The organism is Methyloversatilis discipulorum (assembly GCF_018780585.1).
Taxonomy (GTDB): domain Bacteria; phylum Pseudomonadota; class Gammaproteobacteria; order Burkholderiales; family Rhodocyclaceae; genus Methyloversatilis; species Methyloversatilis discipulorum_B.
On sequence record NZ_JADMJL010000007.1, the window covers coordinates 1 to 24185 of the forward strand.

Below are 24185 nucleotides of genomic sequence, written 5' to 3' on the forward strand. Positions count from 1 at the left end.
TCGAACCAGGGACCTACGGATTAACAGTCCGGCGCTCTACCGACTGAGCTATCGGGGAAGAAAGAGGCCGCAACTATAGACAGCCTTCCGATAATCGTCAAGCGATTGATGGGATATTTTCTTCGGGCTGAATGTGCGGTCACTCGGCACCCGAGTCGATTTATGATCGCGTCACCGCTGCCTGCAAGACTGTCTGGCAGCCACAACCGCATGACTTCATCTCTTCAGCGCCGGTGATCGAGCCGGCGCGGCAAGGCGGCCAGCGCGCATCCATGAACGAAAATGCTGTTTACGTAAAGACCGAGGCCGGCGAAGAGGCGGTGAGCAAGCGCACCATCGTCCAGCGCAACCTGCGCTCCATCCTGATCATGATCGATGGGCGCACGCCTGTCGGCAATCTGGCGCAGCAGTTTGGCGATCCGCTCATCGTCGAGGGCCTGGTCGGCGAACTGGAGCACCGCGGACTGGTGCGCCGGATCGACGCGCCCGCGCAGGGCGAGGACGCGGACCGCGCAGAGCTGTCGTCCATGCTGGTTGATATCGAGGATCTGGTCAGCCAGCCGATCACGCCGGTGTCGGACGACATCCGGCGGGCGCATGAAAAGGCGTCCGCGAAGGAATCACCGGTGCTCGACGAGTTCGCGATGGCCTTGCCCGAACTGGCGGCGCCGGCCCCGGCGAATGCCCCGGCCCCGGCTGCAGCGTTGTCTGCGGCCGACGATGTACGGGGTGCCATTCGTCGCGCGATGATGTCCGCCTCGCCGGATGCCGCTGCCGCGGAGCGGAGCGGCGCTGGCCTGCAACGAGTGTTCGACCTGTTCGCCGGACGCGTCGGGGACCGCAAGGGCCCCCCGGGTTCGCTTGGCAAGAAAATCGTCCTTTCCGCGTCGGTGCTGCTGGTGCTGCTGGTCGGTCTTTTCTTCCTTTATCCCTATCAGCGCCATCTGCCGCACTTCGAGTCTCTGGCGACCGAATTGCTGGGGCAGCCGGTGCGCATCGCTTCGGTTGCGCCCAGTCTGTTCCCCGAGCCGTCCATCGCGCTTGAAGGGGTGACGGTGGGTGGGCCGGGGCAACTCGAAATCGGCGCGGTGAAGTTGCTGCCGCGGGTGTCCACGCTGCTGTCGGAACGCACGGTTCTGCGCGACGTGCGCATTGAGCGTGCGGCACTGAATCTGTCTTTCCTGCCCGCGCTGTCGCGCCGCCAGGACATCAACTGGGCTTCGCGCTGGGTCACGGTCGAGCACGTCAGCATGGTCGACGCCAGCATCGTGCTGCTCGACGGTTCGATCGGCGCCCTCGGCGGCGATCTGGCGCTGGACGAGAACGGCGTGCTGACGCGCCTGTCGCTCGCCTCTGCCGACGGCGGGCTCAAGCTTCAGGGCAACAACGCCGGCGGCGTCTGGAGCGTGTCGATGACGGCGCTGGGGTGGCAGACCCCGGGCAAGCCTTCGCTGCTGTTCGACGTGCTGGAGGCGCAGGGCACGCTGAACAGTCGTCGTCTGCAGTTCGACAAGCTGGATGTGAAACTCTACGACGGTTATGCGACCGGCAGCGTCGCGCTGGACTTTGCGGATGTCGCAAGGTTCGAAGGGCAGTTGCAGACCTCCCGTCTCAGCCTTGGCGGCCTGCTGAAGGTGTTTGCACCGACGCTGTTGCTGACCGGCGATCTGTCCTTGTCCCTGTCGCTGACCGGCGAGGGCAGGAACTACGAGGAACTGCAGAAGAACCTCCGGGGCACCGGCACGATGGGCGTGCAGCGCGGGCAGATCGAGCGCGTCGATCTTGTGCAGGCGGTGCGCATTCCCCGACCGGGTGGTGTGCGCGGCGGCAGCACGCGCTTCGATCGGCTGGAGGCCAATGCGGTGGTCGACGCCAGCGGCGTGAGCCTGAGCCAGGTGGTGATGGAATCGGGCCTGGTCGGCGCCAACGGCACGCTGCGTCTGGCTGACGACACCTTGCGCGGGCGTCTCGACGTGACGCTGCAGGGCTCGGCAACGACGGTGCGCGCGCCGGTGAGCATCGAGGGGCCGTACGCGGATCCGGTGGTGAAGCTGCTGCGCTGAGCAGGTCGAGGCATCGCGCAGCTTTCACCGCGTGCTGTCATGCCAGGCGGTAAAGTGATGGCTCTAACAATCGCACAGGCGTTTGCATCATGACCATCCTGGTAACCGGCGGTGCCGGCTTCATCGGCAGCAACTTCGTTCTCGACTGGCTGGCCGGCAGCGATGAGCCGGTCGTCAATCTCGATGCGCTGACCTACGCGGGCAACCGCGCCAATCTGACGTCGCTCGATGGCGATGCACGTCACGTCTTCGTGCACGGCGACATCTGCGACCGCGAACTGATCGACCGGCTGCTCGCGCAGCATCATCCGCGCGCCATCGTGCATTTCGCCGCCGAATCGCATGTCGATCGCTCGATCCACGGCCCGGGCGAATTCATGCGCACCAACGTCACCGGCACCTTCACGCTGCTGGAAGCCGCCCGTGGCTACTGGGGTGCACTCGAAGGCGACGACAAGGCCGCCTTCCGCTTCCACCACGTGAGCACCGACGAGGTCTATGGTTCGCTCAAGCCCACCGACCCGCCTTTCGCCGAAACCAATGCCTACGAACCGAACAGCCCGTATTCGGCGAGCAAGGCGGCGAGCGACCATCTGGTGCGCGCCTGGCACCACACCTATGGCTTGCCGGTGGTGACCACCAACTGCTCGAACAATTACGGCCCCTATCATTTTCCCGAGAAGCTGATCCCGCTCATCATCGTCAATGCGCTGGCCGGCAAGCCGCTGCCTGTTTATGGCGACGGGCAGCAGGTGCGCGACTGGCTGTACGTAAAGGACCACTGCGCGGCCATCCGCGAAGTGCTGGCGCGCGGCCGTCTGGGCGAGACCTACAACATCGGTGGCTGGAACGAGAAGCCGAACATCGACATCGTGCGCACGGTGTGCGCGCTGCTCGACGAAATGAGGCCGGACGCTTCCGGCCCCTACGAACGGCTGATCACCTATGTGAAGGACCGCCCCGGCCACGACCGGCGCTACGCGATCGACGCCCGCAAGATCGAGCGTGAACTGGGGTGGCGGCCGGCGGAAACCTTCGACACCGGCATCCGCAAGACGGTGCGCTGGTATCTGGACAACCAGACCTGGGTGCAGGACGTGCTCAGCGGCGGTTATCGCGACTGGGTGAGCAAGCAATACGGCGGAGCGTCGGCATGAAAGTCCTGCTGTTCGGCAAGGGTGGACAGGTTGGCTGGGAACTGCAGCGCGCGCTTGCTCCACTGGGTGAGCTGATTGCGCTGGACTTCGACAGCACCGGACAACTGTCCGGCGACTTCAGTCAGCCCGAGGCCGTGGCCGCGACCGTCCGCGTTGTGGCGCCGGACTTGATCGTCAATGCCGCAGCGCACACGGCGGTCGACAAGGCCGAGAGCGAGGCCGATCTGGCGCGCCTGATCAACGCGACCACGCCCGGGCGTATCGCACAGGAAGCGAAGGCACTCGGCGCCCACCTTGTTCACTATTCGACGGATTACGTGTTCGACGGCAGCGGTGACGCCCTGCGCGACGAGACGGCGGCGACCGGGCCGCTCAGCGTCTACGGCCGCACCAAGCTGGAGGGCGAGCAGCTGATCGCCGCGTCCGGCGCCACTCACCTCATCCTCCGCACCAGCTGGGTCTATGCTGCACGCGGCGGCAACTTCGCGAAGACCATGCTGAAACTGGCGAAGGAGCGCGAACGGCTCACCGTCATCGCCGACCAGATCGGCGCGCCGACCGGCGCCGAACTGCTGGCCGACGTCAGCGCACACGCTGCGCGCATGCTGCGCGCCCGGCCCGAACTGAGCGGGCTCTACAACTGCGTGGCCGCTGGCGAAACGTCCTGGCATGGTTACGCCACCCATGTGATCGAACGCGCGCGCGCGGCCGGTCACGCGATCAAGGTTGCACCGGACGCCATCCTGCCCATCCCGACCACCGATTACCCCACACCGGCCACGCGTCCGCTCAATTCGCGGCTCGATACCCGCCGGCTGCGTGACACCTTCGACCTCGTGCTGCCGCCCTGGCAGCAGGGCGTGGACCGCATGCTGGCCGAAATCCTCTGAACAGAATCAGGAGCACCCTCATGACACGCAAAGGCATCGTACTGGCCGGTGGATCCGGCACGCGCCTGCACCCGGTGACGATCGCGGTATCGAAGCAGCTGATGCCGGTCTACGACAAGCCGATGATCTACTACCCGCTGTCGACGCTGATGCTGGCGGGCATACGCGACGTACTGGTGATTTCGACGCCGCAGGACACGCCGCGCTTCCAGTCCTTGCTCGGCGACGGTTCGGCCTGGGGCATGCGGATCGAGTACGCGGTGCAGCCCAGCCCGGACGGCCTGGCGCAGGCCTTCATCATCGGCGAGGACTTCATCGGCGGCGGTCCCTCGGCGCTGGTGCTCGGCGACAACCTTTTCTACGGCCACGAATTCGCGCATGACCTGAAGTCGGCCAGCGCACGCGAGGCAGGGGCTACGGTGTTCGCCTACGGCGTGACCGACCCGGAGCGCTATGGCGTGGTCGAGTTCGACGCCAACGGACGCGCGATCAGTCTGGAAGAGAAGCCGGCCAAGCCGCGCAGCCGCTACGCGGTGACCGGGCTTTATTTCTACGACGGGCAGGCGAGCACGATCGCCAAGGCACTGAAGCCGTCTCCGCGCGGTGAACTCGAGATCACCGACCTGAACCGCGTGTATCTGGAACGCGGCGCGCTGGAAGTGCAGGTGATGGGCCGCGGTCACGCCTGGCTGGACACCGGCACGCACGACTCGCTGATCGAGGCGGCGCAGTTCATCCAGACACTGGAGAAGCGCCAGGGTCTGAAGATTTCCTGCCCGGAAGAAATCGCCTGGCGGCAGGGCTGGATCGATTCCGACCAACTGAAGAAGATCGCCTCCCCGCTGGCCAAGAGCGGTTACGGCCAGTATCTGCTGCGCATCATCGACGAACAGGTGTTCTGATGAAGGTGATCGAAACAGGTATCCCCGGGCTGCTCGTGCTTGAACCGAAGGTGTTCGGTGACGCCCGTGGCTTCTTCATGGAAAGCTTCAACGCGCGCACCTTTGCCGAGGTGACCGGGCTGAAGCTGGACTTCGTGCAGGACAACCACTCGCGCAGCGGACGCGGCGTGCTGCGCGGACTGCACTACCAGGTGCAGCGGCCGCAGGGCAAGCTGGTGCGCGTGTCGCAGGGGCGGGTGTTCGACGTCGCGGTCGACCTGCGCCGGTCGTCGCCCACCTTCGGCCGCTGGCACGGCGTTGAACTGAGCGGCGAGAACCACCGCCAGTTCTGGGTGCCGGCCGGCTTCGCGCACGGCTTCTACGTGCTGAGCGAGTCAGCGGACTTCCTGTACAAGACGACCGACTACTACGCGCCGGAGCACGAGCGCAGCCTCGCCTGGAACGACCCGACGGTGGGTGTCCAGTGGCCGCTGGACGGCGAGCCGCTGCTGTCGGCCAAGGATCTGGCGGGCAAGCCGCTGGGTGAGTGCGAAGTGTTCGAGGGGCTTTGAGGCGGAAGCGCCTTTCCTGCGGGAGCTGCCTTGGCTGTGAGCGAGTCGGCCTCTGAAATCCTCAGGCTTCGATCAAGGCTGCTGTCGGGGTCAGAAGGTCCCCCACAGAAACCTGGCCCAGGCTCGGATCGCGGGTCGGGCGCAACCCCTGTGGGAGCGGCCTTGGCCGCGACAGGGCTGCGGCATTCCGCAGGCTTCGATCCAGGCTGCTGTCGGGGTCGGAAGACCTCTCCCACAAAAGTCCGCTCGTCCGCCGTCGCACGCACCTCCGAGTGTCAGGATGCGCCGCTGTCCTCAGCCGCCGCAGCCGCCCTCGCCGCTTTCTCCTCGGCCAGCATCTGCGCGCGGGTTTCCGGCGTTTCAAGGCTGACACGGCCGATCAGACCGTCGCGGTAATCCTGCAGCAGCGTGAACGCGGCTTTTTCCAGATCGGGTGCGCCGCCCTTGATACGGTAGCCGCGTCGCGCGGCGATGTGTTCGATCACCGCAACGCCGTCCATATCCGGCGTGCAGCCGTAACGGGCGGTGAGCATCTGCGGGTAACGCGCCTGCAGCAGATTGCCGAGAAAGGTGGCGACCTCTTCGTCGATGATGGCGTTGCGGCCGATGGCATGGCTGGCGGCCAGCATCAGACCATCGCTCTCGTGCTCGATCTTCGGCCACATCAGGCCCGGCGTGTCGTACAGCGTGAGCCGCGGGTTCAGATGGATGCGCTGGATGCTCTTGGTGATCGCCGGCTCGTCACCGGTAGCGGCCACCTTCTTCTTCACCAGCGCATTCATCAGCGTCGATTTGCCGACGTTCGGTATGCCCATGATGATGACGCGCAGCGGCTTCAGATTGTCGTCGCGGTGTGGCGCGAGCGATTGCGCCAGCGACTGGATGCGTCCGGCGTCGCCCGGCTTGCGCGCCGACATGGCGACCGCCTTGGTGTTCGGCTGGCTGTTGAAGAACTTGAGCCAGGCCGCGGTCACGTCGGGATCGGCCAGATCCGCCTTGTTCAGCAGCTTCAGGCAGGGTCGGTTCCGGTGCGTGCGGATGGCGTGGATCAGCGGATTGCTGCTCGCCTCCGGCAGGCGCGCGTCGAGCACCTCGACCACGACGTCGATCGATTTCATCGCGTCGGTCGCGTGCTTGCGCGCGGCGGTCATGTGACCGGGGAACCACTGGATGGACATGTGAGGCGGGCGGGGCGGCGGGAAAGGTCGCCATTCTACCGGTCGACGCGTTGCCTCGCCCTGAAACACCGGAACGCCTGATGTGGTCGAAGCGGACACTTCACAGGAGACCGCCATGCTCGTCCGCCTCATCTACGCCAGCAAGGTCCGCGACGGCCTCGCACCTGGCGACATCGACCACATCCTCGCCCGCTCGCAGGCGAACAACGCGCGCGTCGGCGTCACCGGGGCGCTGTGCTACACCGGCGGCGTGTTCCTGCAGTGTCTGGAAGGCGGGCGGCGGGAGGTGAACGAGGTCTACCACCGCATCGTCGGCGACCCGCGTCATCGCGATCCGGCCATTCTCGGCTTCACCGAGGTCACGGCGCGCGACTTCGCCGACTGGGCCATGGGATATGTCGGCTACACGGCCGATAACCGCGCGCTGTTCCTGAAGTACTGCCCGCGCCCCGAATTCGACCCGTACGCGATGAGTACGGCCTCGGTCGAGGCGCTGCTGCACGAACTGCTCGGCGTGGCGCGCTGGAAGACGGCGCGCGCAGAACGCCCGAGTGCGTGAGGCCCACCCCCTGCCGACGGAAGCGCTACAACGCCTGCGGCGACCGATCCCGTCCGGCGTTGGCCCGTCAGCGGATCCGGCGGCGACACATCCGCCCGACCACCGCAAGGCCGGCCATCATCGACAGCCAGGTCGACGGTTCGGGCACAGGTGCCGCCATCAGGTTGGCGGCGGCCATCTGCGCGCCGATGTAGCGGCCGACTTCGCCGGCACCTACCGGGTCCTCTTCGTCGAAGGGCTGAGCCTCATGGTCCTCCGGATTGTAGGCACCCAGATACTCGTAGAACTCGTAGCGCCGGATGACCGACTTCCGGTTGTCGACATCGGCGGCCAGGGGTTTTTCGAGCAGCAGTTCGTCACCCTCGCCGTTGTCCTTGTCTGCCGGCTTGGCCTGGAACAGCACCCACTCGATTTCGGTTTCCGACTGTTCGCGCGGCACGACCGCGTTCTCGCTCAGCAGTTCTTCAAGTTCGACCTCGCGCTCGATCTCGGTCGTGTAGACCTTGACCCACTGCGCCACCCCGTATTGCTCGCGGTCTTCCGCAGGTTCCGGGGCAATCACCGCCTGGACGATCGGCGGAGCTGGCGGCAGGCCGGGGTCGGCGGGTGCGGGATCGACGACCTGCCACGCCGGCGCGGCGATCAGGACGTTGCTGCCGACCGCGCTGATCTGACCGGTGGCCGCGTCGCCCTTGAGCCAGCGGTACTGGGTACTGGTCGCATTCTTGTTCAGACCGAGACCGAAGTGTTCGCAGCCGCTCCCCGCATAGCCGGCACCGCCACCGGACCAGCAACTGTGACCGTCGGTCGGCGAGAAACTGCCCGGCACCGGCGTTGCGGCCAGGAACACGCCGCGGGCACTGTCATAGGCGCTGAGGTAGCGAACGAAGATGCCATCGGCGAAGCTGTCGATGCGCGGACTACCGTAGCGGTTGTAATCGCCGCCGAAGGTGTAGCTGACGTCTGCCGCCGACACGCCATGCAACTCGATCTCGAAGCCGTGCGTTTCAGAACCGGTGTCGTTATAGACGTCGAAATTGCTCAGGCTGCCATACAAGGTCGGGCTGGCCAGTGTGGCGCTGGTGCCTCCGGCCAGCAGCGCGGCGACGATCCAGCGCGCGGTGTTCGATGATTTTCTGTGCATGGCGCTCTCCTCGTGCCGAAGTGTGGGGGCAGCGCTTTCCGCGGATGGCTCCTCTCCCGGGAATACGCTGCGCCTGCCGCGGAACGAGTCAGCAACGAGCGACGCGCACTGTCCGACCGAACAATGCGTGTCGTCGTCCCGTGACGCGACCACGATCTGCCGCCATCGTCCTGCACGGACAATAACCATGCATTAAGTAGGGGTTAACGCTCGGCCGGACCCCATTCGGCCGGCCGAGGCCGGGGCTCGCCGGATCGTCAGGCCTTCGGGTCGGCAGCCGGCGCCGTGCGCCCGGACGCTCAGGCGTACTCGACTGAACCATCCGATCGCGGGTCGGATGCGCCTTCCACGCGACCATCCGGGTGTCGCACGATCAGCCCGGCGTGTCCGGCGCTGTCGTCGAAATCGCTGAGCGATTCGATCGCGTGGCCGCGCGCGGCCAACTGCTCGAACACCTCGGGGGCGAAGCGCGACTCGAGCTTCAGCGTTTCGCTGGCCGAACCCCAGGTGCGGCCGAGCAGCCAGCGCGGAGCCGACACAGCGTCCTGCACGCTGTCGCCGAACACGAGATGGCGGGTGAACACGGTGGCCTGGAACTGCGGCTGACCGTCGCCACCCATGCTGCCGTACACCACGGTGCGTCCGTCCTTCAGTTGCGCCATCGGTGGGTTCAGCGTGTGGAAGGGCTTGCGGCAGGGGTCGAGCGCATTCAGCGCGCCCGCCTGCAGCGAAAAGCTGACGCCGCGGTTCTGCCACAACACGCCGGTGTCACCGGCCACCAGGCCGCTGCCGAACTCGTGATAGATGCTCTGGATGAAGCTCACCGCGCGGCCTTCGCCATCGACCACGCCGAGCCAGACGGTGTCGCCGGGCGCCGTGTTGACGCGGCCGCCGGCGCGTTCGGGGTCGATGCCGTCGGCCAGGGTGTCGAGGCATTCCGGCGACAGCAGCGATTGCGCGTCGACGCGCATGCGCGCCGGATCGGTCAGATAGCGGTCGCGGATGCGGAAGGCCTGCCGGGTCGCTTCGACCACGCGGTGGATGTAGTCCACCGACTGCCCGTGCAGCCCCTTCAGGCCGAGTCGGTCGAGTTGCCCCAGTATCAGCAGCGACAGCAGGCCCTGGGTCGGCGGCGGCATGTTGTAGATGCGGCCCAGGCTGTGCTCGAGCTCCAGCGGTGTGCGCCATTGCGCGCGGTGGGCGGCGAAGTCGGACAGGCGCAGCGGGCTGCCGGCACGCTCCAGCGCCGACGCCATGCGCCGGGCCAGTTCGCCGGTATAGAAATCGGACAGACCTTCGCGCGCGAGCTGCGACAGCGTGTCGGCCAGCCGCAGCTGGTAGAGCGTGCTGCCGGCCGCAGGCAACTCGCCGTCCGGCATGAAGTTCAGCGCGAAACCGGGCTGCTGGCCGACCTCGGGTTCTTTCACGCGCAGACTGCGTGCCAGGTTCTCGGTCACCGTGACGCCGTTGCGCGCGTGATGTTCGGCGTCGCGCAACAGGCGCGACAGCGGCAGTCGACCACCGGCTTCGGCCGCTGCCTGCAGCGCAAGCTGCCAGCCGGACACGGTGCCGGCCACGGTCAGCGCGGCCAGCGGACCGCGGTTCGGGATGCGATCGCGCACGTCCTGGTCGGCGTACCACGCACGGCTCGCCAGTGCGGCAGAGGCGCCGCAGGCGTCGATCGCGCGCGGTGCCTCGCCCGGTTCGGCGATCAGCCAGAAGCCGTCGCCGCCGAGCGCGTTCATATGCGGGTAGACGACGGCGATGGTGGCAGCAGCGGCGATCATTGCCTCGATCGCGTTGCCACCTTCGCGCATGATGTCGCGCGCAGATTCTGCGGCGAGGTGGTGGGGGGCGACGGCGATGCCGCCCGTGCTTGAAGTCATGTGTGGCTCCTGATTCGGGTGGGCGCCGGTTAACGCCGTGCGCCGCTATGGTGCATCAGTCGCGTCCGCCGTGCATCTGCCGCGCGGCAAAAGGGCATAACACCCGGAACCGAGCGCAAAATGTCGCGGCACGCATCTTGCAACGATTGGCCAAACTTGCTGCCCACCTCCGACAACGACGTCCGACATGGCCGACCAGAAATCCTTGCGCGCCCGGCTCATCGCCGCTTGGCTGCGCCTGAAGAATCCCATCCTGCGCCGGCGTCATTACGCCTATCTGAAGGTTTGGCTCGGGCGTCTCGTGCTGTGGGGCGGCGCGGTTGGCGTCGGACTGCTGGCGGTCGGCTTTGCGCAGCTTTCGGACCACGCGGTGCATCTTTTCCGTGACACCGCGGCGAGCCACCCGTGGTGGCCCTTTCTGCTGACGCCGCTGGGCGGCGCGCTGTGCGTATGGATCACGCGCCGCTGGTTCGCCGGTGCAGAAGGCAGCGGCATTCCGCAGACCATCGCGGAAATGTCGCGACCCGAAACGGCTGGCTGGCGCCCGCTGCTGACACTGCGCATCATCGTCGGCAAGGTGTTTATCGGCGTTGCCGCCGTCGGCAGCGGCTTCTCGCTCGGCCGCGAAGGCCCGACGGTGCAGGTCGGTGCCTCGCTGATGAATGTGCTGCATCGCTGGCTGCCCGGCGCGCTGCATATTCCGCGCACCCACATGCTGGTGGCCGGCGGCGCGGCCGGCATTGCCGCCGCCTTCAACACGCCGCTGGCCGGCATCGCTTTCGCCATCGAGGAACTGACGCGCAGCGTCGAAGCACGCATGAGCGGTCTCATCATCACCGCCATCGTGCTCGCCGGTATCGTGTCGCAGACCTTCCTCGGCAAGTCCAGCTATTTCGGGCAGATCGTCATCGCCGGCAGTGACCGCGACATGGCGCTGGCCGTTGCGGTGACCGCGCTGGTGTGTGGCGTGGCTGGCGGACTGTTCTCGCGCATGCTCATCATCGGTTCGACCTCGTGGTGCGGGCCGCTGGCCGACCTGCGCGCCCGCCGCCCGGTGCTGTTCGCAGCGGGGTGCGGCCTGCTGGTGGCGGCACTCGGTTTCGTCAGTGGCGGCCTCAGCTTCGGCAGTGGCTACGCCGAAACGCGCGCACTGCTCGAAGGCAATACCGAGCTTGCCTGGTACTACGGGCCGGTCAAGTTCATCGCCACGCTGATCGCCTATCTGAGCGGCCTGCCGGGCGGCATCTTCGCGCCCAGTCTGGCCATAGGCGCCGGCATCGGCCACGACCTGGCACCGCTGCTCGGCCAGCAGGACGCGCAGGGCCTGCTGCTGGTGCTGTGCATGGCCGGCTTTCTCGCCGCGGTGACGCAGGCGCCGATCACCTCCTTCATCATCGTGATGGAAATGGTCGACGGCTATTCGGTCATCATCGGCCTGATGGCGGTGTCGCTGCTGTCCGCCGGTGTGTCGCGCTTCTTCAGCCAGCCGCTCTATCACACGGTGGCGCGGCACATGATTGCCCGCAATGCCGCGCCGCCCGGGTGATCAGCCGCGCGGGAAGGACATCCAGACGTGGCGGCGGTAGTCGTACATCTGGCAGTCATTCAGCACGGTCAGGAATTCCTTCAGCGTCAGCTTCACCTTCTTCACATTGCCGCTGAAGGTCTGTTCCAGTGAAGCCTGGGTCTTGACCAGCCGGTAGAGCGGAATTTTCTTGTCGACGTGGTGGGCGGTGTGCTGGAACACGCGGGCGAAGGAGAAATCCAGCCAGGCTGGCACTTCGGTGTGGATGGAGCCTTCGACCTGGGCGCGGAAGTAGTTCCACTCGTCGCGGTTGTCGTACCAGCGGATGGTCGGGTAGGTGTGGTTCTGGATGGTCACGAAGGTCATCACGTAGTTCCACACCAGGAAGGGCAGCCCGACGCACAGCACGAGGTTCCACGCGAACCCGGCCGCATCGGCGGCGAAGAGGTAGGCCATGAACACCTCGAAGGCGAGGAATCCGAACACCGCGACGAAGTCGGCCAGCGCGACGGCCGGCGGAATCTCCTTGCCGTTCTCCGAGCGGCGCAGGATGAGCACCTTCCACCAGATGTCGAACAGGTAGTAGCAGCCGAAGCCCCAGATGCTGCGGTAGAAGCGATGCACGCGCTTCTGCCACGGCGACAGCGCGGCGAACTCGTCCGGCGACATCGGCGGATACACCGGATCCATGCCCTTCAGATTGGTCCAGCCGTGGTGCATCTTGTTGTGCTCGATCTTCCAGGTGCACACCGGATGCAGAGAAGGCATGAAAGCCAGCGTGGCGAACAGACGGTCGAAGAAGGGGCGGTTGGTCAGCGAGCCGTGCGCGGCGTCGTGGCCGATCACGAACATGATGCCGATGGCCTGGCCGCTCATGACGCCGAACAGCGCCTTGAGCAGCAGGTTGTCCATCGACAGCGACAGCGTCCACAGACCGGCGAACAGGCTCGCCACTGTCAGGAAGAGCAGGCTGCCGAGCGGCAGGCTGTAGGCGTAGGCGATGTCGGGCAGCGTGGAACGGACATCGAGCGGGGTCGGATAACGTTCGGTCACGGGAGTGCTCCTGCAATGAGTGGAAGGCATCAGACGGCGACCGCGCGGGCGTCGGCCGGTTGGGTCTGCATGTCGAGGCGCAGTGTGCTCAGGCCGCGGAAGCCGAAGTTCGCCAGCCACTCGGGCTGCGCGTCGACGGCGGCGATGTGCGGACAGCGCGCCAGCAGCGCGTCGAAGGCGATCTCCGCTTCCAGCAGCGCGAGGCGCGTGCCGATGCACACGTGCGGGCCGTGGCCGAAAGCGAAGTGCGCGGTGTCGGCGCGGCCGATGTCGAAGCGGTCGGCGTCGGCGTGGCGTGTGTCGTCGCGGTTGCCCGACGCGATCAGCGGCACCACCATCTGCCCGCGCCGGATCTGCGCACCGGCGTACTCGAAATCCTCGGCGGCAATCCGGGTGAGGTACTGCACCGGGCTGTCGTAGCGCAGCATTTCGCGCACCGCGTTCGGAATGCGCGAGCGGTCCTCGCGCAGCGCCTGCATCTGGTCGGGGTGGCGCAGCAGCGCGAGCATGCCGTTGCCGAGCAGGTTGCGCGTAGTTTCGTGGCCGCCGAACATGAGCATCGAGCACTGCGAAGCCACCTGTTCGCCGTTCAGCGCCTCCTCGTCCTCCTCGATGCGGATGAGCAGGCTGATCAGGTCCTCGCCCGGCGCGTGCCGCCGCTGCTCGACCACCGCCTCGAAATAGCGCGTCATCGCCAGGAGGCTGTCACGCCCGCGGTAAGCCACCTCCAGCGAACTGGCGGGGTTGCCGAAGAAGCGGGCGATGTCGTCCGACCACTCGATGAACTCCGCCTGATCGCGCGCATCGACGCCCATCAGTTCGCAGATGACCAGCGCCGGGAAGGGGTGGGCGAAGCTGCCCATGTAGTCGACGGTGCCGCCAGTGGGCAGGCGGTCTATCAGTGCGTGGGCAGTGCGGGTGATCGCATCGCGCCACAGGTCCATCACCTGCGGTGCGAAGCCCTTGTTCATCAGCTTGCGCAGCAGCGTGTGTTCCGGTGCGTCCTGGAACAGCAGCCACATGCCGAAGACGCGATTGAATTCGGCGAAGGCCGGCCGGACCGGCTCCGGCAGCAGCAGACTGTAGCAATGGCTGCGCTGCGCGCTCAGGCGGCTGTCGCGCAGTGCGGGCGCGATGTCGGCGTGCCGCGGCAGCAGCCACGCACCGCCGAGGAAGTCGCCATTCCAGTGCGCGGAGCCGGCTTCGCGCAACGCACGGTAGGTCGGGTAAGGGTTCTCGATGAAGTTCTGGTCGAACATGGTCGGCGTCTCCGGCTGGACGATCGCGTTCCGCGGATGCGGAGCCGTATCGGATGTGAGAGGGCGGCAAAGTGAGGGGGCGCATCGCCGGCAGCGAGGCCGGGATGCGGGTGATTGCGCGGTACTGCGGCGTCAGGCCGCCTTTGCTGTCGCGACGCGTCGGCGGCGAAGCAGGAGCAGCAGGCCGCCCGCGGCCATCATTGCGGCGGCCGAGGGCTCCGGCACCGGCGCGGCAGCGACGCCGGCGAGTTCGCCCGCGAGCATCGAGTAGGCGGCGGTGGTGAGGTGGATCGAGTCCCAGAAGAAGTACTCGTCCGGCGCACCGCAGGCGGCGAAGGCGCTGCCGTTGAAGTCGAAACAGGCGGACGCGGCGTTGGTCAGCCCGCCCGGTGCATTGCCGGCAAGCACGGCGGCGATCGTGTCCTCGTACCAGTCCTGCGCGTCGAAGCGCATCAGGTTTACGGCCGGCTGCGTGCCCTCCAGCGTGTCGAGCAGTGCGTCGAGCCGGGTGTTCATCGTGTCGACGCCTTCGTGCAGCAGCGCGCGCAACTGCGGATCGCCGGCGAAGGTCGCTGCCCAGAACGGCTCGTACTCGAGCGCGATGCTATTGAGCACCAGGATGTTGCGGGCGCCTGCATCGATCAGCGCGTCCACGTTGCCGGCGATGTCCTGGGCGGCCAGCGTGCCTGCCTGCTGCAGCGCCGCGCGACGGGCGTCGTCACCGAGCGAGGCGGGCAGCGCCTGACCCAGGCCCCAGAAGTCGTTGTGGCCGCCCCATACGAAGTACAGCGCGTCCGGATCGGCGCTGCCGGTGGCCGACAGATGGGCGTCGACCTGATCGCGCAGACCGGTCGCGCCGAAGGCGGTGTTCACGAAGGGGAGCACGTTGCCATGGCCGCTCAGTGCGCCTGTCCAGGCGTAGTTGGTCAGACCGATGCCGAGCGTGCCGGCGAGGTGTTCCACAGCCGACGGTCCGTTGGTGGGGCGTCCCTGGAAGAAGCCATCCGCGTAGCCGTGGATCGCGAACGGCGGCCACCAGGCGAGCACGTCCTCGATCGGCCGTGTGGCCAGCGCGCCGACCAGGTTGCCGGTGTCAGAGAAGCTGTCGCCGAACGAGTACATCGTCGAATAGGGGGCCGCCCAGGCGGATGCCGCGCCGCCAGCGATGGCCGCGACCGCGGCCAGTCTGCACATGAACCTTCTCATCAGTGTTTCCTTCCAGAGCCAGGGATCGATCGTCCGCCGACAGCGCGCACGGCTGAATTTCTGTGTGCGCCGCACAAAAAAGATGTCTGTCCGGTCGCGGCTGCAGCGTCAGCAATAGACATGCCAGGGACATTGGATGCGGTGCGGGGGATCGGCTCCGGCCAGGGCGCGGGTACCCATGCCTGCCGGGTCCGGACCGCGTCGTTCAGCGCCTCGTCATGGCAGATCGGAGCTGGATGGGGCTGTCCGTGGGGATCGAACGGGTGTCTTCATGCCCGATGATTCGTGACCGCGCTCGCGTGAATCATTGGTGGTCGAATGTCAATACGATATTAATTCGACATCTAAGAAACGATGGTCATAGGCTAGAAGTAGTACAGGTGTCGCAATGCTGGACAGATTGTGTCCAACTGCAAACTTTGATGCGGAGGTCATTCTTGACCGCATCCCGATCGAACCCAATGGCATGGAGGGTCGCGTCGGTCCGGTCATGCCCAGGGTCTTATCGTTGCTGCATCGACGTTTGATGCCGGTGCACAGGGAGGCTGGGGGCGCTGCCCACGCGGCACTTTCGTGCGTCATTTCACATGTTGCAGTGAAGCAGAAATGCCCCTGGCACGGTAATGGCTATTGAGCGCTCCGGCGCCGTGCGTTCTGCACGGATGGATGTCATGAACCGGGGCGGTGATCGGCGTGGAACTGCAGAACGACAACTTGCTGGCGTGGCTCATCGATCGACTTGCCGATGTACTGGGGCATGACGCATCGCGCATTCATCCGCACGGCACGCTGGAGGAACTCGGACTCGAATCGATGTCCGTCGTGGCCATGGGGCGCGTGCTCGAAGCGCACTTTCCGATGCTGCCGAGGACCTTCCTGTACGACTGCAGGACGGTGGCCGATGTCCATGACTATCTGCGCACGCACTTTCCCGGCGAGGCCGCGCGGCTGTCGGCGTCGCTGACGCCGGTTGCCACACACGTCGCCCCGGCGCCGCGCTTCAGCGACCAGTGGGAAACGCTGGACGAAGTACCGGCCGATGCCGGCGTCGCGGCGATGGATCAGGCGATCGCGATCGTTGGCGTGGCCGGGCGCTACCCCGGGGCCGCCGACCTGGAGTCGTTCGCCGCCGCACTGGCGGCCGGTACCGACGCAGTGGGCGAGGTGCCGTCCGAACGCTGGTCGGCCGACGGTCTGTTCAGCCGCGATCCGGTGGCCCGCACGCAGTGGGCCAGCATGTCGAAATGGGGCGGCTTCCTGCGCGACGTCGATGCCTTTGATTCGGCCTTCTTCGGGGTGTCGGCGGTCGATGCCGATGTGATGGACCCACAGGAGCGTCTGTTCATCGAGTGCGCGTGGCACGCGCTGGAACACGCCGGCCTCGGGCCGGAGCGCCTGCCGCGTTCGCAGCCCGGCGCGGCCGCACGCGTCGGCGTGTTCGCCGGTATCACCACACTGTCCTATCCCTTGCTCGGCGAGGCGCACTGGCGCAGCGGCGGCGGTCAGGTGCCGACGGCGATGCCGTGGTCGGTCGCCAACCGCCTGTCCTGGCTGCTCGATTTCGACGGCCCGAGCATTGCGCTCGATACCGCCTGCTCGTCGTCGCTGACCGCGCTCCACCTCGCCTGCGAAAGCCTGCGCCGCGACGAGTGTGCGGTGGCGCTGGCCGGCGGCGTCAATCTTTACCTGCATCCGTCCAAGTATGTGCAGCTGAGCCAGCAGCGCATGCTGTCGCCGACCGGTCGCTGCCATGCCTTTGGTGATGCCGCGGACGGCTTCGTGCCGGGTGAGGGCGTGGGTGTCGTCGTGCTGCGAAGGCTGGCCGATGCACGCGCGGCCGGTGATCGCATCCTGGGCGTGATCCGCGCCACCGGCATCGCGCACGGCGGCCGCACGACCGGCTACACGGTGCCCAGTTCGCGCAGCCAGGGCGTGCTGATCCGTGACACGCTGGTGCGCGCCGGCATGAGCGCGTCGCGCATCGGCTATGTCGAGGCGCACGGCACCGGCACCGGGCTGGGTGATCCGGTCGAGGTCGAGGGCCTGCTTGCCGGTTGGGCGGGCGAGCGGCCGCAGCGCTGCGCGCTCGGTTCGGTCAAGGCGAACATCGGCCATCTCGAATCGGCCGCAGGCGTTGCCGGACTGACCAAGCTGCTGCTGCAGTTCCGCGCGCGCACGCTGTTCGCGTCGCTGCATTCGATGCGGATCAATCCGGCCATCGATCTGGCACGCACGCCGTTCCGCATTCCGCAGCGCACGGAGCCCTGGCCCGACGAGACGCAGCCGCGCTGTGCCGCACTCAGCTCCTTCGGTGCCGGCGGCGCCAACGCGCACGTGATCGTCGAGGAGTGGGTCGATGCGCCGTCGGACATCGCTGCCGGCGCGATGGCCACGGTGTTTCCGTTCTCGGCCAGCGACGACGAGCAGCTCGATGTGGTGCTGGCGCGTTTCCGTGACTGGCTGGCGCCGCGTCTGGCAGAACTCGATACCCCGACCGGACGCGCCCGCGTCGCGGTGACGCTGCAGCTCGGACGCACGCCGCTGCGCGCCCGGGCACTGGCCGTCGCCGCCTCGCTGGCCGAACTGTTGCAGTCGCTGTCGACCGGTGACCTGCAGCGCGGCGGTGTCGGGGACGCTCCCGTGACAGCGGATGCAGGCACCGGCGACCCGCTCGCGCTGGCCGCGCGCTGGCTGTCCGGTGCGCCGGTGCAGTGGTCGGCGCTGTGGCTGACGGCGGGCCGGGTCATGCCGCAGCCGCTGGATCTGCCCGGCTATCCGTTCCGCCGCACCCGCCACTGGATCGGTGGCGCGCAGACACCGTCCGCAGTGCGTTTCGACGCCGCGCCGGCCAGCGCAGCGCCCGCGGGTGCGCTGCACATTGCGCCGGACGACTGGCGCGCGCGCAATCACGTGGTCGATGGACACGCTGTCTTTCCTGCGGCCGGCTTCCTGCAGTTGCTGGCGGCGCGCCTGCCCGGCAGCGACGCGATCGAGTTCCGCGACCTGATGTGGGGACGCCCGCTGGTGCTCGATGCGCCGGCTGACGTGACGGTGGAGCTGGAAGCCGATGGGCGCTGCGCCGTGCGCAGCGGCGGCAGGGACAGCGGCGCGGCTCACCTGCGCGGATCGCTGCGTTCGGCTATGACCGAGGCGTCACCGGTCATCATCGGCCGCCCGCCCGGACCGTTCGACCGCGACGCCTTCTACGCGCGCTTCGAACGGATGGGGCTGCGCTACGGGCCGGACTTCCAGCCGGTACGGGCGCTGATGCGCGAGGCGTCACACGCCGTCGCCGAACTGTTGGTCACTCCGCGCGACGACGTCGGCCGCATCGATCCGGCCCTGCTCGACGGCGTATTCCAGTGCGCCGTGGCGCTGGCGCCGGACGCCGTGCTGGCGGCCGGGCGCGCCTTCGTGCCGTTCTCGATGCGCCGCTTCGCACTGCATGCGCCGCTGCAGGGACGCGCGCGCGTGCGTATCGAGTATCGGGGCAGCCCGGCACCCGGACTGCACGCCTTTGATTTCCGCGTATGCGCTGACGACGGCGCGCCGCTCGCGGATATCGAGGGCTTCTGCTTCCGCGCCTGGGAGGGTGCCCGCAGCGCACCGCTGCATCTGCTGCAGCGCCGCTGGTCCGTTGCCGACAGCCGCCCGCATGCGGCCGCGCCGGTGTCGCCGATGCTGCTTGCGGGGGCGGCGGGCGTCAGTCTCGACGGGCTTGCCGCCAGGCTGCGCCGCCTGCATCCGGCGCAGCCGCTGTGGCGCATCGAGACTTCGCAGCGCTTCCGCTTCCATGAAGGCCATTGCATCGACATGGATGCGGCCGAACTCGCGCACCGGCGCACCTTGCTCGAACTGCTGCAGCACGGCGACGCCTTCCCGGCGACCGTCGTGTGGGTGGCCGGGAATTCGCATGACGCGGTCGAGGCCGACGTGCGGCGATTCGTCACGCTGGCGCAACTGCTGGTGGGCGCGCTGGGCGCACGTGCGCTGCGCCTGGTCTATGTCGGCACGCCGTCCGCCGACGACGGGCGCTGCTTCCACGGCGCCATGGGCGGACTGCTGAAGAGCCTGCACCTCGAAGCGCCCCGCGTGTTGGCCGCCGTGCTGGAGCTGGATGCAGCGACGCGCGACGACCCGGTCCGTCGCGCCGATGCGATTGCCGCCGCGCTGGCACGCCCGCTGTCGCCCGGTCAGGTGCCGCGTCTGCGCGTACGCGACGGGCGCATCGAGGAGGAACGCTTTGCCTGGCTGGACGCGCCGACGGCCGACTGGTTGCCGACGCGCGGTGCGACCTATCTGATCACCGGTGGCATGGGTGCGCTCGGACGCATCTTCGCGCGCTGGCTGGCCCGCTGCGGCGTGCATGTTGCGCTGGTGGGCCGCAGTCCGCTGGATGACGAGGGTGCGCGCGCGGTCGCCGCTCTCGGTGGTGACGGCGCTTCGGTGGTGTACGTGCAGGGCGACGTGACCGACGCCGCTTCGCTCAACGGCGCGCTGCAGCAGATACGTGCAACGCTGGGCCCGGTACGCGGCGTCATCCATGCGGCCGGTGTGCTGCGCGACGCCTTCTTCGTCAAGCACGGCGACGATGACTGGCAGGCGGTGCTCGCACCCAAGATCGCCGCCGCACGTCTGCTCGACGAGGCGACGCGCGACGATCCGCTCGAAGCCTTCGTGCTGTTCTCGTCGCTGGCCGGCGCGCATGGCAATGTCGGCCAGAGCGTCTATGCCTATGCCAACGCCTGGCTGGACGACTACGCCGAACTGCGCGCGCAGGCGGTGGCCGAGGGGCGACGGCGTGGTCGCACGCTGGCGCTGGCCTGGCCGCTGTGGCGCAGCGAAAGCGGCATGCAGGCGCCACCGCCGGTCATGCAGTGGATGGCCGAGCGCGGCCTTGAACTGCTCGACGCGGAGCAGGGCGTACAGGCGTTGCGCAGCGCGATGGCGAGCGGGGCGGCGGGTGTCGTCGTCTGCAGCGGCCGGCGCGAAGGCGTGGCCCGACTGCTGGAAGTCGGGCCGGCCGCGGTCGAGCGGCAGTCGCGGGCAGCAGCGCCCGTGCGCGCCGTCGCGACGGCTGTCGACACGGCAGGGGCACTGTGCAACCGGCTGGGCGACATGCTGGCCCGAGCCTGCGGCATCGCCCGCGCCCGTGTCACGCCGACCACGCCGCTGCAGTCGCTGGGCCTGGATTCCATCATGGTGATGGATCTGAATGGCGAACTGGACAAGCACTTCGCGTCGCTGCCGAAGACGCTGCTGTACGAAGCCGACACCGTGCAGGCGCTCGCCGCGCACATCGCGTCGGCCGAGCCGGAGGCGGCGGCACGCTTCGTCGGCGTCGCCACTGCGCCGCCGGAGGAGGCTGCGCAGCCGGCTGTCGCGGCGGTGCCTGCGGTGCCGGCGCCCTGCATGCAGTCGGAAACCGGGGGCCGGGGGTCGGAGGCAGGACACGGCCTGGCCATCGCCATCGTCGGCATCGCCGGCCGCTATCCGCGCGCCGCCGACCTCGACACCTTCTGGGACAACCTGCTGCAGGGCATGGACTGCGTCGGCGAGCTGTCGCAGCGCTGGCCGGACGATCCCGCCTTCACCCGGCGCGAAGGTGAGGCGGGGAAGAGCGGCGCCTATGCACGCTGGGCCGCGCTGATCGACCACCACGACTGTTTCGATCCGCTGTTCTTCGGCATCGCGCCGCGCGACGCCGAACGCATGGACCCGCAGGAGCGGCTGTTCCTCGAAGCGTCCTGGCTGGCCATCGAGGACGCCGGCTACACGCCGCAGACCCTGCAGTCGCCGCCGTCGCGCGACGGCGCGCGGGCGCGCGTCGGCGTGCTGGCCGGCGTCATGTACGGCGAGTACCAGTACTACGGCGCCGGCGGCTCGGCCACGCTGACCAATTCGTCCTATGCCTCGATCGCCAACCGCGTGTCCTACACGCTGGGTTTCAACGGTGCCTCATTCGCGCTGGACAGCATGTGCTCTTCCTCGCTGACCGCGCTGCACACTGCCTGCCTGCTGCTGCGCGCCGGCGAATGCGACGCGGTGCTGGCCGGTGGCGTCAATCTGTCCAGCCATCCGTACCGCTACCGCATGTTGAGCGAACTGCAGTTCGCCGCCAGCGACGGCCGCTGCCGCAGCTTCGGCGCCGGCGGTGACGGCTATGTGCCGGGCGAGGGCGTCGGTGTGGTGGTGCTCAAGCGGCTGGACGACGCGCTGCGCGACGGCGACCACATCCACGGCGTCATCCGCGGTTCGGCCATCGGCCATGGCGGGCGCACGTCCGGTTTCACCGTGCCGACACCGGTCGGGCAGAGCGAGGTGATTGCGGATGCCTTCGCCGCGGCCGGCGTGCCGGCGTCGCGTCTGGGCTATATCGAGGCACACGGTACCGGCACCGGTCTGGGCGATCCGATCGAGCTGCGCGGCCTGGCGATGGCGCTCGAAGGCGTGCTGGATGATGCGGTCGTGCCGATCGGTTCGGTGAAGTCGCAGATCGGCCATCTCGAATCCGCAGCCGGCGTGGCCGCGCTGAGCAAGGTACTGCTGCAGATGCGGCATGGCCGGCTGGCGCCGTCGATACACAGCGAGCCGGCGAACCCCAATATCGACTTTTCGAAGCTGCCCTTCCGCGTGCAGGCCGAAGCGGCCGACTGGCCGGCACCGCGCGATGCGACAGGCCACACGCTGCCGCGGCTGGCGGCCATCAGTTCCTTCGGTGCTGGCGGTTCCAACGCGCACCTGGTGGTCGAGGAATGGCCGGGCACGCCGGCCACCGACTTGCCCGGTCCGCACATCGTCGTGCTGTCGGCGCGCACGCCGGACACGCTGCGCACGATGGCGCAGTCGCTGGCACGCCATGTCGAACGTGCGCTGGAACTCGGCGAGGCGCAGTCGCTGGCCGATCTCGCGGCGACGCTGCGTATGGCGCGCGTCGCCCAGCCCAACCGGCTCGCCGTGATCGCCGATGACCTGAGGACGCTGGGGGCGCAGCTGCGCGCCAGTCTGGAAGGCGAGTTCTGGCAGCTCGACGCCTCCACACTGCCGGCCGGCGTGTTCAAGGGCGTGGCCGACGCCGAGGGCGCGGCCGCCGAGGCGGGCAGCGAGCCCGCGGCGCTGGCGCGTGCCTGGGTCAGTGGCGCCTTCGATGACTGGAGCGCACAGCCGGTGCCGCCGCTGCGCCGGCGCGTGCCGCTGCCCGGCACCGCCTTCCAGCGCCGGCGCTTCTGGGCGCAGCCGGTCGCCCCGGCCCCGCAGATCGCCGAGCCGGCGGTGACCTATGTCGCCACAGCGGCAGCACCGCCCGCGCCCGACATCGCTGCGCCGCTGTCGCCGCGCGACATCCTCGAACGAGTCAAGACCGGCCGCATGAGGCCCGACGAAGCGAAGCGTCTGCTCGCCGGCATGCGGGCCACCGCAGACCAGTAAGCACAGACCACCACCCGCAGACCAACAGGGACAGACATGACGGATTTTGATCGTACGGTGGGCATCATCGGCGGCGGCGCCTCGGGCATCGGTGTTGCCAAGGCGCTGACCGAGGCCGGCCTCGACTACGAAGTGCTGGAAGCCAGTGGCGGCCTCGGCGGCAACTGGCAGCCGGAAGGGCCGGCGTCGAAGATGTACGCGTCGGTGCACCTCATCAGTTCGCGTCGCAACACGCAGTTCTCCGATCTGCCGATGCCGGATAGCTACCCGCACTATCCGCGGCACAGCCAGATGTACGCCTACCTGATGTCAGTCGCCGAGCGCTTCCGGGTCGAGGCGCACACGCGCTTCCACACCCGGGTCGTCCGTGCGCGGCCGGAGGGCGGCGGCTGGCGCTGCGAACTGGCTGACGGCGGCGTGCGCCGCTACGCCCATCTGGTGGTCGCCAACGGCCTGCTGCGCATTCCGCTCGTTCCGAAGTTCGAAGGCCATTTTGACGGCGAAAGCGTGCACTCCGGCGACTATCGCTCGGCGGACCAGTTCCGCGGCAAGCGCGTGCTGGTGGTCGGTGGCGGCAATTCCGGCTGCGACATTGCGGTCGATGCGGCGCTCAATGCCGATGCGGCTTTCCATTCGACCCGGCGCGGCTATCACTACATGCCGAAGTTCGTCGATGGCAAGCCGACGCAGGAATGGCTGATGGACATCGCACCGAAGTTCACCGATGCCCAAGCCTACTGGGACCACGTCGGTGCAGTGTTCAAGCTGGCCGGATTCGATGGCACCGACTTCGGCCTGCCGGCACCCGACCACCGCATCGATGCGGCACATCCGATCATGAATTCGCAGGTGCTGTACCACATCGGTCACGGCGACCTTGCGCCCAAGCCGGACATCCGCCGCATCGACGGCCGCACCGTCGAGTTCACCGACGGCAGCCGCGAGCAGATCGACCTCATCCTGTGGGCGACCGGCTTCCGCACCGATCTGTCCTTCTTCGATGCGGCGGATTTCGATCCGCGCGTCGATCTGGATCGCCTGTTCCTGCGCATGGTGCCGCAGCGCCACGACAACCTGCTCTTCGTCGGCTACCTCAATACGCCGTCCGGCCTCGGCAACGTACTCAACATCACCGCGCGCTTCGTTGCCGCCTGCCTGCGCGCGCGCATCGCCGGCAGCGACAACTTCCGCCGGCTGCAGCAGATGAAGCAGCAGCCGGAGCGGCTCGACCTCGGTCAGGGCCGCTTCATGGATACCGATCGCCATCGCTACGAGGTCGACCTGTGGAAGTACATCCGCGCGGTCAATTTCGTCACCGGAAAGCTGCTCGACGGCGCCGCACAGACCGCGCCGGCCGAGGCGCTGACCGCATGAGCACCGACTT

Annotated in this window: 15 protein-coding genes; 9 read left to right on the forward strand and 6 right to left on the reverse strand. The window is 67.8% G+C overall.

The features are described 5' to 3' along the window. The first annotated feature begins 272 nt into the window (after positions 1-272). The 5 genes from IV112_RS02105 to rfbC all read left to right on the forward strand — a co-directional run bounded on the left by IV112_RS02105 (position 273) and on the right by rfbC (position 5563). Positions 273-2063, forward strand: coding sequence for an AsmA-like C-terminal region-containing protein (locus tag IV112_RS02105; RefSeq protein ID WP_304000794.1), 1791 nt, complete (start codon positions 273-275; stop codon positions 2061-2063). 89 nt (positions 2064-2152) lie between these two features. Then, the gene (gene rfbB, locus IV112_RS02110) at positions 2153-3220 is read left to right on the forward strand and encodes a dTDP-glucose 4,6-dehydratase (RefSeq protein WP_304000796.1); all 1068 of its coding nucleotides are present in this window, start codon (positions 2153-2155) and stop codon (positions 3218-3220) included. Beyond that, positions 3217-4110 (forward strand): dTDP-4-dehydrorhamnose reductase, encoded by an 894-nt coding sequence (gene rfbD, locus IV112_RS02115; protein ID WP_304000798.1) that lies wholly within the window; start codon positions 3217-3219, stop codon positions 4108-4110. The genes rfbB and rfbD overlap by 4 nt, the downstream gene beginning before the upstream one ends. Positions 4111-4130: 20 nt before the next feature. After that, positions 4131-5012, forward strand: coding sequence for a glucose-1-phosphate thymidylyltransferase RfbA (gene rfbA, locus IV112_RS02120; RefSeq protein WP_304000799.1), 882 nt, complete (start codon positions 4131-4133; stop codon positions 5010-5012). Beyond that, positions 5012-5563 carry a dTDP-4-dehydrorhamnose 3,5-epimerase gene (rfbC, locus tag IV112_RS02125; RefSeq protein WP_304000800.1) on the forward strand — a complete coding sequence of 184 codons (552 nt, stop codon included), beginning with the start codon at positions 5012-5014 and terminating at the stop codon, positions 5561-5563. Before rfbA ends, rfbC begins: the two co-directional genes overlap by 1 nt. A 275-nt stretch (positions 5564-5838) precedes the next feature. Here rfbC and ylqF read toward each other — a convergent pair whose 3' ends face one another. After that, entirely contained in the window at positions 5839-6741 is a 903-nt protein-coding gene (ylqF, locus tag IV112_RS02130; RefSeq protein WP_304000801.1) for a ribosome biogenesis GTPase YlqF, read from the reverse strand. 115 nt (positions 6742-6856) lie between these two features. Between ylqF and IV112_RS02135 the strand changes: the two genes are divergently transcribed. Then, positions 6857-7300, forward strand: coding sequence for a BLUF domain-containing protein (locus IV112_RS02135; RefSeq protein ID WP_304000802.1), 444 nt, complete (start codon positions 6857-6859; stop codon positions 7298-7300). A 67-nt stretch (positions 7301-7367) separates the two neighbouring features. On the opposite strand, the gene IV112_RS02140 is transcribed toward IV112_RS02135, so the two are convergent. Both IV112_RS02140 and IV112_RS02145 read right to left on the reverse strand, forming a co-directional pair. After that, entirely contained in the window at positions 7368-8444 is a 1077-nt protein-coding gene (locus IV112_RS02140; protein ID WP_304000803.1) for a PEP-CTERM sorting domain-containing protein, read from the reverse strand. Between the two features lie 299 nt (positions 8445-8743). Next, the gene (locus IV112_RS02145; protein ID WP_304000804.1) at positions 8744-10330 is read right to left on the reverse strand and encodes a gamma-glutamyltransferase family protein; all 1587 of its coding nucleotides are present in this window, start codon (positions 10328-10330) and stop codon (positions 8744-8746) included. 187 nt (positions 10331-10517) lie between these two features. Between IV112_RS02145 and IV112_RS02150 the strand changes: the two genes are divergently transcribed. Then, the gene (locus IV112_RS02150) at positions 10518-11876 is read left to right on the forward strand and encodes a chloride channel protein (protein WP_304000806.1); all 1359 of its coding nucleotides are present in this window, start codon (positions 10518-10520) and stop codon (positions 11874-11876) included. On the opposite strand, the gene IV112_RS02155 is transcribed toward IV112_RS02150, so the two are convergent. The 3 genes from IV112_RS02155 to IV112_RS02165 form a co-directional block, all read right to left on the reverse strand. Beyond that, the gene (locus tag IV112_RS02155) at positions 11877-12908 is read right to left on the reverse strand and encodes a fatty acid desaturase (RefSeq protein WP_304000808.1); all 1032 of its coding nucleotides are present in this window, start codon (positions 12906-12908) and stop codon (positions 11877-11879) included. 29 nt (positions 12909-12937) lie between these two features. After that, positions 12938-14167 carry a cytochrome P450 gene (locus tag IV112_RS02160; RefSeq protein WP_304000810.1) on the reverse strand — a complete coding sequence of 410 codons (1230 nt, stop codon included), beginning with the start codon at positions 14165-14167 and terminating at the stop codon, positions 12938-12940. A gap of 132 nt (positions 14168-14299) precedes the next feature. Beyond that, positions 14300-15361 carry an SGNH/GDSL hydrolase family protein gene (locus IV112_RS02165; protein ID WP_304000811.1) on the reverse strand — a complete coding sequence of 354 codons (1062 nt, stop codon included), beginning with the start codon at positions 15359-15361 and terminating at the stop codon, positions 14300-14302. Between the two features lie 711 nt (positions 15362-16072). Between IV112_RS02165 and IV112_RS02170 the strand changes: the two genes are divergently transcribed. Beyond that, entirely contained in the window at positions 16073-22801 is a 6729-nt protein-coding gene (locus tag IV112_RS02170) for an SDR family NAD(P)-dependent oxidoreductase (RefSeq protein WP_438362225.1), read from the forward strand. A gap of 36 nt (positions 22802-22837) precedes the next feature. Next, positions 22838-24175, forward strand: coding sequence for a flavin-containing monooxygenase (locus IV112_RS02175; RefSeq protein WP_304000813.1), 1338 nt, complete (start codon positions 22838-22840; stop codon positions 24173-24175). Positions 24176-24185 lie beyond the last annotated feature (10 nt).